The 10,105-nt window shown below is 57.0% G+C and carries 12 protein-coding genes; 7 read left to right on the top strand and 5 right to left on the bottom strand.

Annotated elements, in window-relative coordinates:
- The 4 genes from ACTH5D_RS15760 to apaG form a co-directional block, all read left to right on the top strand.
- The coding region (locus ACTH5D_RS15760; RefSeq protein WP_441672882.1) for a peptidylprolyl isomerase at positions 1-1,041 on the top strand (1,041 nt) is incomplete at its 5' end.
- A gap of 17 nt (positions 1,042-1,058) precedes the next feature.
- On the top strand, positions 1,059-2,105 hold the full coding sequence (gene pdxA / locus ACTH5D_RS15755) for a 4-hydroxythreonine-4-phosphate dehydrogenase PdxA (protein ID WP_441672880.1): 1,047 nt from the start codon (positions 1,059-1,061) through the stop codon (positions 2,103-2,105).
- A 62-nt stretch (positions 2,106-2,167) separates the two neighbouring features.
- Complete coding sequence (gene rsmA, locus ACTH5D_RS15750) at positions 2,168-2,995, top strand: 16S rRNA (adenine(1518)-N(6)/adenine(1519)-N(6))-dimethyltransferase RsmA (RefSeq protein ID WP_441672878.1); 828 nt, start codon at positions 2,168-2,170, stop codon at positions 2,993-2,995.
- Complete coding sequence (gene apaG / locus ACTH5D_RS15745) at positions 2,992-3,369, top strand: Co2+/Mg2+ efflux protein ApaG (protein WP_441672876.1); 378 nt, start codon at positions 2,992-2,994, stop codon at positions 3,367-3,369. The genes rsmA and apaG overlap by 4 nt, the downstream gene beginning before the upstream one ends.
- 24 nt (positions 3,370-3,393) lie before the next feature.
- Here the strand turns inward: apaG and ACTH5D_RS15740 are convergent, their stop codons facing one another.
- Both ACTH5D_RS15740 and ACTH5D_RS15735 read right to left on the bottom strand, forming a co-directional pair.
- The gene (locus ACTH5D_RS15740; protein WP_441672874.1) at positions 3,394-4,839 is read right to left on the bottom strand and encodes an FAD-dependent oxidoreductase; all 1,446 of its coding nucleotides are present in this window, start codon (positions 4,837-4,839) and stop codon (positions 3,394-3,396) included.
- Positions 4,839-5,147 (bottom strand): hypothetical protein, encoded by a 309-nt coding sequence (locus tag ACTH5D_RS15735; protein WP_441672872.1) that lies wholly within the window; start codon positions 5,145-5,147, stop codon positions 4,839-4,841. Before ACTH5D_RS15735 ends, ACTH5D_RS15740 begins: the two co-directional genes overlap by 1 nt.
- Positions 5,148-5,265: 118 nt before the next feature.
- Here ACTH5D_RS15735 and ACTH5D_RS15730 point away from each other — a divergent pair, with 118 nt between their 5' ends.
- Positions 5,266-6,114, top strand: coding sequence for a symmetrical bis(5'-nucleosyl)-tetraphosphatase (locus tag ACTH5D_RS15730; protein WP_441672870.1), 849 nt, complete (start codon positions 5,266-5,268; stop codon positions 6,112-6,114).
- The gene (locus ACTH5D_RS15725; protein WP_441672868.1) at positions 6,114-7,241 is read left to right on the top strand and encodes a polynucleotide adenylyltransferase; all 1,128 of its coding nucleotides are present in this window, start codon (positions 6,114-6,116) and stop codon (positions 7,239-7,241) included. Before ACTH5D_RS15730 ends, ACTH5D_RS15725 begins: the two co-directional genes overlap by 1 nt.
- Here the strand turns inward: ACTH5D_RS15725 and folK are convergent.
- Together folK and folB are read right to left on the bottom strand one after the other, a co-directional pair.
- Positions 7,224-7,748 (bottom strand): 2-amino-4-hydroxy-6-hydroxymethyldihydropteridine diphosphokinase, encoded by a 525-nt coding sequence (gene folK / locus ACTH5D_RS15720; protein WP_441672866.1) that lies wholly within the window; start codon positions 7,746-7,748, stop codon positions 7,224-7,226. The genes ACTH5D_RS15725 and folK overlap by 18 nt on opposite strands.
- Positions 7,745-8,125, bottom strand: a complete 381-nt coding sequence (gene folB, locus ACTH5D_RS15715) for a dihydroneopterin aldolase (RefSeq protein ID WP_441672864.1) — start codon at positions 8,123-8,125, stop codon at positions 7,745-7,747. The genes folK and folB overlap by 4 nt, the downstream gene beginning before the upstream one ends.
- A 90-nt stretch (positions 8,126-8,215) precedes the next feature.
- On the opposite strand from folB, the gene plsY reads away from it, so the two are divergent.
- Positions 8,216-8,788: a glycerol-3-phosphate 1-O-acyltransferase PlsY gene (gene plsY, locus ACTH5D_RS15710; RefSeq protein WP_441672862.1), complete on the top strand. Its 573-nt coding sequence runs from the start codon at positions 8,216-8,218 to the stop codon at positions 8,786-8,788.
- A 2-nt stretch (positions 8,789-8,790) separates the two neighbouring features.
- Here the strand turns inward: plsY and tsaD are convergent, their stop codons facing one another.
- The gene (gene tsaD, locus ACTH5D_RS15705; RefSeq protein ID WP_441672860.1) at positions 8,791-9,852 is read right to left on the bottom strand and encodes a tRNA (adenosine(37)-N6)-threonylcarbamoyltransferase complex transferase subunit TsaD; all 1,062 of its coding nucleotides are present in this window, start codon (positions 9,850-9,852) and stop codon (positions 8,791-8,793) included.
- Positions 9,853-10,105 lie beyond the last annotated feature (253 nt).

Here is a 10,105-nt window from a genome sequence, read left to right as displayed (position 1 = left end):
AAAGAGACGTTTGTTATGAAAATGAGAAAGCCCCTGCTAGGCCGTATGAAACAGCTCTCTGCCGGTAGCCTGCTGGCGCTGTGTGTGGGTGCAGGCGTTGCGCTAGCCCCGCTTACGGCGAGTGCGCAAAATTTCCAGTCTACACAGCGTCAAGCGTTAGATAGCGTGGTCGCGGTGGTAAATGACGACGTCATTATGCGCAGCAATTTAAACGGACGGATGGCGCAAGTTGAGCAGCAGGCCCAGGCACGCGGTGGCAATCTTCCTCCGCGTTCTCAGTTAGAGAGGCAGGTGCTTGAGCGCATGGTGATGGAAGAGATTCAGATGCAGATGGCGGAAGATGCCAATCTCAGCGTCAACGATACCGAGCTGAATGCGCAGGTACGTTCGATTGCTGAATCTAACAACATGACCCTGGATGAGTTTGCCGATGCGGTAGAGGCCGATGGCATTACTCTGGCTAGCGTGCGCGATGAGGTTCGCCGTGAAATGTTGATGCGCCAAGTTCAGCAGCGTCAAATCAGCAACCGCGTAACGGTAAGTGATCGCGACGTTGACCGCTTCTTAAGCCAGCAGCCTGGTCAGTCAGGCTGCCAGAACTTTATTGAGGAAAGCCGTGCTCGCCACGTGCTTGTTGCGCTTACCCCAACGCGCGATGAGAACCAGGCGCGTGCACGGGCTGAAGACGTTCGTGAGCGCTTGTCACGCGGTGCTGATTTTGCTTCATTAGCGCGCGAATATAGTGACGACAGCGGCAGTGCCCTTAATGGCGGAGAGCTTGGCTGGGTACGCCCTGGTCAGACGGTGCCCGCGTTTGAAGAAGCCATGCGCGGCCTTGAAGTTGATCAAGTATCTGCGCCTGTGCGTTCACAGTTTGGTTATCACGTGATCCAGGTTGAGGAACGTCGCCGTCAGGACGTTACCCAAGAAAGCCAGCGTGAGCAGGTGCGCCAAGCGATTTTCCAGCGCCGTGCGAATGAAGAGCTGGAAACGTGGCAGCAGGAAATTCGCTCGCAGGCCTTTGTCGATATTCGTCTCTGATGCCTGCTAGCGCGTGGATGCAAGCTAGCGCTGCGCCGGTGGTCATCACCACCGGCGAGCCGGCGGGCATTGGCCCCGAGTTAACGCTAATGCTGGCGGCGCAAGGTCTGCTGCCCGAGAATGCCGTGGCCATTGGCGATCCGGAAATGCTGCGTCAGCGGGCCGCCTCGCTGGGGTTGGATATCCCGATCGTTGAGTGTTCGCCCGGTGAATGTCTGACGGGCAATCATCGCTTGCCCGTTTGGCCGGTGGCACTTGGCGCGCCTGTAGCGCCTGGCGTACTCAATCCTGCCAATGCTGACTACGTATTAGCCACCTTGGCGCTTGCAGTCGAGGCCTGCCAGCAAGGCCAGGCGTTGGCAATGGTAACGGCGCCGCTGCACAAAGGCGTAATCATTGAAGGTGGCCACGCCGGTTTTACCGGCCATACCGAATGGCTGCGCGATGCCTGCGGTGTTGATGAAGTCGTCATGATGCTCGCTACTGACGCGGCGCTACATACAGCGTCGCCAAGCTGGCAGGGCAGTGGTGATCTACGCGTTGCGTTAGTGACCACGCATTTGCCTTTACGCAACGTTGCCGATGCCATCACCTATGAGCGAGTGATTCGCATCAGTCATTTGCTCGCGGCGGATTTGCAGCGTCAGTTTAAAATTGCTAAACCGCGTATCGCGGTGTGCGGCTTAAATCCCCATGCCGGTGAGGATGGGCACTTAGGGCGCGAAGAGCTCGATATTATTATTCCGGCGCTTGATGCGCTGCGCGCAGAGGGAATGGATATACACGGCCCGCTGCCTGCCGATACGTTATTTACGCCCAGACATTTGGCAGATGTTGACGCAGTACTGGCGATGTATCATGACCAAGGGCTGACCGTGCTCAAATACGCAGGCTTTGGCCAAGCTGCCAACATCACCTTGGGTTTGCCGCTAGTGCGTACCTCTGTTGATCATGGCACTGCGTTAGGGCTGGCAGGCAAAGGCTTGGCAGATCCCAGCAGCTTAAAGGTGGCGATTACGCTGGCGTGCCGTTTAGCCGCGCAGCGCAGCGGGGAAGATCGTTAAGATTTGGCCTCGACTGCTACCCATACTCCTGATTGAAACCGCTTTCCAAGGAACACCGTTTGATGTCTCATGTGCCCCAGCACCGCGCTCGTAAACGCTTTGGTCAAAATTTTTTACGTGACCTTGGGATTATTTCGCGGATTGTGCGCGCCGTTGGCCCTCGCTCGACGGACCGTTTAGTTGAAATTGGCCCAGGGCAGGGCGCGCTGACCGACCCGCTACTTGAAGCCGCTGGGCACCTGGAGGTCATTGAGCTTGACCGTGATCTAATTCCCGGTTTGCGCGTACAGTTTTTTAACTATCCCGATTTTGTTATCCATGAAGGCGATGCGCTCAAGTTTGATTTTGCGGCGCTAAAAGGCGATGGGCCTGCGCTGCGGGTGGTGGGTAATCTTCCTTACAATATTTCCACGCCATTGATTGTGCACCTGCTGGCAGCTGGTGGTGCCATTGCCGACATGCACTTTATGCTACAAAAAGAAGTGGTTGAGCGTTTAGCAGCAGAGCCAGGCGGCACCGATTGGGGGCGCCTTTCGGTTATGGCGCAATACTATTGCCACGTTGAACAGCTATTTATTGTTCCGCCTGAAGCATTTGTTCCGCAGCCTAAGGTTGATTCGGCGATTGTGCGCTTAACGCCTCACGAGGCGCTTCCTCACACCGCTGATGATCCGGCGCTATTATTTGAGTTGGTTAAGCTTGCCTTTGGCCAGCGGCGCAAAACACTGCGCAATAACTTCAAAGGGCGCGTCAGCCCCGCGACGCTGGAAGATCTTGGTATTGATCCGGTGCGCCGGCCGCAGACCTTAACGGTGGCCGAGTACGTTGCCATTGCCAATCGTGTGGCTGCGGATGAGTACGCGAGCGGCGACCAGGGCAGCGAAGAGTGAGTGGTCTAGCGATTGAGGTGGGCGTTGATCCGAGCTATTGCGCCGGTGAGTCTAGTGATGCGGAGCTGCGCTACGTCTTTAGTTATACCGTCACGGTGCATAACCAAAGTCCTCACAGCGTTCAGCTTATGGCGCGCTACTGGAAGATTACTCAGGGCGGCGGAGACTGCCAAGAAGTGCGCGGCAAAGGCGTGGTAGGCCAGCAGCCGTTAATAGGCCCTGGGCAAAGTTTTCGCTATACCAGTCGCGCTATTTTGCAAACCCCGGTTGGGGTGATGGAAGGTGCTTACACATTGTTAGACACCTCCACTCAGCGAGCCTTTGAAGTGGCGATTACGCCTTTTAGGCTGGCAGTGCCGCTTAAGCTGCATTAATCGTCACTTGCCGCTGCGAGCGCTTTAAGCGCTCGTCAATCGGTTGTCTAGATGATCGCAAAGGCGTAGTGCCAGTTGAACCAGCGTCAGCGTAGGGTTGGCGTGGCCGACACTGGCAAACACGCTGGACCCCGCGACATAGACGTTATCCTGAGCAAACAGGCGACAGTCAGGATTGACGATCCCTTGCTCTGCATCCAGGCTCATGCGTGTGCCGCCCATGTGGTGGCGTCCAGCGAGCTCCCCATCTGAGGGGATTTGTACTGGCGTCTCTGCTAGCCAATCTGCCAATTGCAGCCGGCCAAGATCATTCTCCCGCAGATATTCCCCCAGCATCAGCATACTTTCGCGAATAGTGTGGCGATCAAGATCCGACTGTTGCCATACCAACCGGGTGCGTGGCACGCCCAAACTATCAACGTCATCGCTCAGCTCGATATGATTGTCATGGCGAGGTTCTTGTTCCCAGGCGGCTCTTAACACTGCGCCGTGCATCACGCGCCCCTGAGCTTGCCAGGTATGTAGCCGCCCAGCTAGCGTTGGTGCTTGCTCAGCAAGCTCATCCACTAATGTTTGGGTGGCCTCGGCGTTCATACGGTGCAAGCGCAGCCCACAGTTTAGTATCTGGCGTGAGGCGATGGCCTGTGCATCCGGAGAAAGAAACACATTGTAATCGTCTTCCAGGCCCAGGGCCGCAGGCTCGAACATGAGTGCCTTGCCCACCGTGGCATGCGGGTGCTCCATCCAGTAGCGGCCTAGCGTGGCATCTTGAGGGACCAGTTGCCCGCTTGCCTGTTGATTGCACCACAGCAGTAGGCGGGAATTTTCGATGCCGCCGCAGGCCAGTACAAAATAGCGCGCCCGCACTTGGCGAGAGTCGCCGGCGTAGTTTTTAAACGTTGCGCTAGTGACTTCGCCGTCAAGCGTTTCCAACGCTACCAAGTTGGCCGTTACGCAGCACAGAAGCGTGTCTGATTCGCTAAGCGTGTCGGCATATTTTTCTTTTAGGCGCGTTGGATTGCCGAGTGAAAAGTAGATGCGCTTAAATCCTGAGCCAGCGATGGGCTGGTCGGCAGGCGTTGGCGCTAAATCCAGTATGCTGGCAGCAGTGCTGTAATAAGACGAGATTGCGTCGCGCGCCATTGGCCAGGCAGTCTCACTGGATGCCGATTTAGCAGTAAAGTCGTAGCGATCAAGTGGGCGACAAATGCCTCCCCAGTGGTTGGTCGACCCGCCTAAATAGCGTAAGCGCGCGCCATACAGAGGAATATAAGGGTCGCCGACCGTTTCGCCACGATAGCTGTCCTGGGAGCGTTCGCTGTAGTCGGCATCGCCACCCTCGCAGAGTAATACTCGGTGCCCGCGCTCAGCCAGCGTGATCGCCATTGAAATGCCCGCCGCGCCAGCGCCAATAATGCACACGTCGATGGCATCACCGTGCTCGCTAATGTGCTCAAAATCAATATACATTAGCGATCACTTTCATTAAGAAGCCAGCCTTTCACCATCACACTCGTGGGGGGCGCAGACGTTTTAGCGGCAGCGTTGGCGGCAGGCAGTAGCGTTGTACCGGGTAGCAGCGCTGCGCCAATGCCAGCCAGGGTGGCAGCGCGTAGTAATCCGCGGCGGGTATAGTCCATGGTCATGTGAGTATCGTTTTCCTTAACGGTCGCAGGATAGTCGCTTCGCTGGCCGTGAGTCGTTAAAGGCGTCAGCGTGATGCGTGTAATGACGATCAGTTTACTATGGTTATAGTGGCGCAGGTGCCGCTTTTTCACCAGTTCATTTGACCAATGCTTAGCCAATAGAGTGAGTAAGCAGCGCGCGCAAGCAGCAGATGAGATGGTAGTATTTAGGATAGTATTTAGCCCACTTATTTCATAAAAGGCCTCGCGCATGAGCACCTATGCGATCGGCGATTTACACGGCTGTCACGTTGAATTCGTGACGCTACTAGAACGCATCAGCTTTAATCCCGCGCGCGATACACTTTGGTTAGTGGGTGATTTGATTAATCGTGGCCCCGGATCACTAGAATGCCTGCGTGAAGTGCGGGCACTGGGCAATGCTGCGCGAAGCGTATTGGGTAATCACGACTTTCATTTGCTAGTGCTAGCTCGCGGTGGTGGTAAGCTTAAAAAAAACGACACCTTTAGCCAATTGCTGGACGCCCCTGATCGCGAGGCACTGTTGGACTGGCTACAAAGCCTGCCGCTTAGCGTTTGTGAAAACAATACGCTGATGACGCACGCCGGCGTGCTGCCCCAATGGAGCGTGGCACAAACCGAGTTGCGAGGTCGCGAGGTTCAGGCCGCGCTGGCGAGTGAAACATCTGGCCAGTTCTTGGCGGCGCTATTTGGCAATCAGCCGGATACGTGGCAAGACGACATTGACGGCATCGATCGACTTCGCGTGATTGTTAATGTGTTAACAAGAATGCGCTTTATCGATGCCCAGGGACGTTTGGACTTCGCCGCCAAAGAAGGGCTAGACAGTGCCCCGACAGGGTTTTTACCCTGGTTTCAGTATCCGAGGGACGATGATGCGCAGCTATTATTTGGCCATTGGGCCGCGCTAGAAGGTAAAACGCCACAGGCGAAGATTTCCGTTGAGGCGCTTGATACCGGCTGCGTTTGGGGAGGGCGCTTAACCGCACTCAATCTAGACAGCGGCGAGCGAACTAGCGTGGCGTGCGCCGAAGCCCTCGTATGCTCAGTCCGTGCACAGAGCCAGCCGAGGCGGTGATGAAAGAGCAGTATGCTGACCCGCGTTTGGCGGGCCTAAACGTATATCGCGTCGGGGGCGCAGTGCGCGATGCGCTGTTGGGCTGGCCGGTGGTTGATAATGACTGGGTGGTTGTCGGCGCAACGCCCGATGACATGCGCAATCGCGGCTTTAAGCCGGTGGGGCGAGACTTTCCAGTGTTCTTACACCCAGAAAGCGCTGAAGAGTACGCCCTGGCGCGCACCGAGCGTAAGTCTGGTCATGGCTATGCTGGTTTTGAGGTGCATGCAAGCCCCGATGTTACGCTGGAAGAGGATCTGTTGCGGCGTGATTTAACGCTTAATGCCATCGCGCAAAGTCGCCAAGGTGAATTGACCGATCCGTTTAATGGTCAAGGCGATATTAAGCGGCGGCTACTGCGGCATGTTTCGCCAGCGTTTAGTGAAGACCCGTTGAGAGTGCTGCGCACGGCGCGCTTTTTGGCCCGCTATTTCTTGCTTGGCTTCACTATTGCCCCCGATACGCAGGCGCTGATGCGTCAAGTGAGCCTAAGTGGCGAGCTTGAACACCTTGCCGCCGAGCGCGTATGGGTGGAAACCGAAAAAGCGCTGGGTGAGTCAAGCCCTGAAGTTTATTTCACGGCGCTTGAGCGCAGCGCAGCGCTAGCTGTTTGGTGGCCCGAACTATCCGGCCAAGCGTTAGAGAAGGGTCTTGCAGCGTTGGCTCATACTCCCGTAGGTGGTGCATTAGCCGTGGCCCACTGGCGCTATGCCCAGCTGGTGTCGCCCCTTAGTGTCAATGATCGTGAGGCTCTGGCCGTACGGCTAAAGCTGCCTAACGCGGTGGCCCAGCTGGCCCGCCATACGGCGCTTACCCATGGAATGCTTGGCGATAGATTGGATGGCCCGGGGGTGCTGCACTGGCTGGAGCGCTTGGACGCTTGGCGCAAGCCTTCTCAGGTTGAAGAACAGCTGGCGCTGGTTTCATTGCTAGCGCCAGAGCATCAGGCGCGGCTTGAGCGCGCTTGGCAAGCCGCTTGCAAGGTGAGCCCGCAGTCGCTCATCGCCCAGGGCTATCAGGGGGCGGCGCTTGGTGGCGCCTTGCGCGAGCACCGCGGCCAGGCTGTGTCGCTAGCCATCACTGCGTGATATGACCCGGCCTCGCCAGGTGAAGTTGATCGGCCACAGGCGCTGTTCACCACCTAGCTCAAAGGCTTTCCATAGCGCTGCATAAGGGGTGCCGCAGAGAGGGTGGCATTCATTCGGAAGTAGCTCAGCAAGCGGCTGCAAAACAAAGGCGCGATTGGTGATCTCGCTTCGTGGGAGCGGCACGCTATCGATAATGCCGCAGGCGTCACCAACGGTCAGCAGATCAATGTCTAGCGTGCGAGGGCTCAGTTTAACGGTGCTAGGCAGGCGGCCATGCTCAGTTTCAAGCTGTTTGCCCCACGCTTGCAGCCTGCCTGGTGTCCAGTCGCTGTAAAAGGCCACTACCGCGTTATAGAAATGGCGGTTGTCGGTAAAGCCGACCGGTTCACTTTCAAATACACGCGAGATGTTAAGCGGGCCGAAGGTGTCAGTCAGTGCGTCAAGGCAGCAGCGAATATGCCGAGTCGGGCTAATGTTGCTGCCTAAGCTGACGGTCACCAAGTTCATGCGCGTGGCTCCTGCGTTACCTCTGGCAGGCTGCCGCGAGTAATTTCCAAGCCGACGCTGGCAGCGTTGGGAACGGCGCCGGGTTTACGTACCCTTAAACGTAGCCAGGTGATCGAAAACTCCGTTCGCAGGCACTCTGACAAACGTTCGGCGAACGTTTCGACCAGGGCGAACTGATGCGCATCGGCAAACTGCTGAATACGCTGGCAGATAGCCGCGTAATCTAGCGTAAGCTGCAGATCATCGGTGGCTGCTGCAGCGCGAATATCGGTCGCCAGCGTCAGGTCTAGGCTCAGCGTTTGCTGAATAAAGCGTTCCCAGTCGTAGGCGCCAATGACGGTGTCGACCGTTAACGCTTCAATTAAAATGCGGTCCATCTCACGATCCCCTGCTGCAACAAGCGAGCGATTGTACGTTAGGATGGGGTTTAACGACAGCGAGCCAGGCCATAAAGCGAGCACAGAGCGATGGGGTGGATTGTGGTGGGCTACTTAAGCGGTAGTTGGTTGGCAGCACTAAGCGTTTGCCGCTGGGCGGGCGTGGGCGATCCCCGCCGACACGGCTCGTTTAACCCTGGGTTCTCCAACGTACTGCGTCTTTACGGCCCTCGTTTAGCAACCGCTACGTTGCTGCTTGACGCCCTGAAAGGCATACCTGCAGTGCTGGGCGCGAAGCTAATGAGCTGCCCGGTGTGGCTGCAAGGATTAGTTGGGCTGGCGGTACTGCTGGGCCACAGCTTTCCGTTATGGCACGGTTTTCGCGGCGGAAAGGCCGTGGCGAGTGCGTTTGGCGTGCTGCTGGTATTGGTGCCCAGCGTTGCGTTATTGAGCGCTGTGCTATGGGCATTATTAGCATGGCGGCTAAGAGCAGCCGCGCTGGCGTCGCTCATCAGCGCGCTCATCGCGCCGCTCGCCTGCGGCTGGCTGGCGCCTAACTATGTGATGGTGGTGGGCGGTTTTAGCCTGTTGGTGCTGGCCCGTCATGGTCTGAATATCCGACGCCTGCGACGGGGCGAAGAGCCGCCTTTACGCGGCTCCTAACGCTATGGCTGACTAGCGGAAGTCGTGGGTGGTGTCAGCTTATCCAGCGGCCAGCGGGGGGTTGCCTGCATCATTCCGTGAGTATCATGCTCGCCAGCCGCCAGCCGCTGAGCACCGACGTAGGCAATCATGGCGCCATTGTCAGTGCAGAATTGCCCGCGTGGATAATAGGCACGCGCCTGGCGTTTTTCACACTCGGCCTGAAGCCGTTCACGCAGCCGCTGATTAGCACTCACGCCGCCCGCCACCACTAGGCGCTTAAGGCCCGTTTGATCCAGTGCGCGGCGGCATTTAATGACCAGCGTATCAACAACGGCTTCTTCAAAGGCACGGGCGACGTCAGCGCGCGCTTGATCATCGAGCTCGCCGGCGTCGTTTAACTGGCGAATGGCCGTCATAGTATGCGTTTTTAAGCCTGAAAAGCTGAAGTCTAGCCCTGGGCGATCTGTCATTGGGCGCGGAAAGCGAAGGCGTTTGGGGTTGCCCTTTTCCGCTAACTTGGCTACCGCGGGTCCGCCAGGGTAGGTGAGGCCAAGCATTTTGGCCGCTTTGTCAAAGGCTTCACCGGCCGCATCATCTACCGATTCGCCAAGCAGTTGATAGCAGCCTAGCCCCTGCACTTCGACCAACTGGGTATGGCCGCCAGATACCAAGAGAGCGACGAATGGAAACTCGGGCGGGTGCTCCTCCAGCATCGGTGCCAGCAGGTGCCCCTCCATATGATGCACGCCAAGCACCGGAATATTTAAGGCGCGCGCCATGCCGTGAGCCGTGCTGGCACCGACCATCAGTGCGCCGACAAGGCCGGGGCCTGCGGTATAGGTAATGCCGTCCAAATCATTGCGCGTCAGTTGGGCATCGCGCAGCACTTGCTCAATGAGTGGCAGCAGTTTGCGCGTGTGGTCTCTCGACGCGAGTTCGGGCACGACGCCACCAAACTCGGCGTGCATGGCGATCTGGCTATACAGCGCATCCGCGAGCAGCCCCTGGCCACCTGTTTTCGACGTATCATATAGTGCGACGCCAGTTTCGTCGCAGGACGTTTCAATGCCCAGTACGCGCATAAAAAGGGACTCTTTGTCGGTATAAAGGTAAAAAATGATGAGAGCGCTAGTTTAGCATTGTCTCTGCAGGCGGGCGTAAGCATTTGCAAAGATAGCCAGCGGCGACTAGACTACTCTGCGCTGTAAAACTGGGTCGTGCACTGTGCTCTACAACAGCAATATCAATCGCTGTGTGGCGGTGTACGTACTATCCGAACTAAAGACTCCTTAAGGTAGGTGAGTGCTTAATGCCTTCTGTAAAAGTACGTGATAA

This window comes from Halomonas sp., from assembly GCF_052095695.1.
GTDB lineage: Bacteria > Pseudomonadota > Gammaproteobacteria > Pseudomonadales > Halomonadaceae > Vreelandella.
Note: the sequence above shows the minus strand (reverse complement) of the source record. Positions and strands in the feature narration are given on the sequence as shown.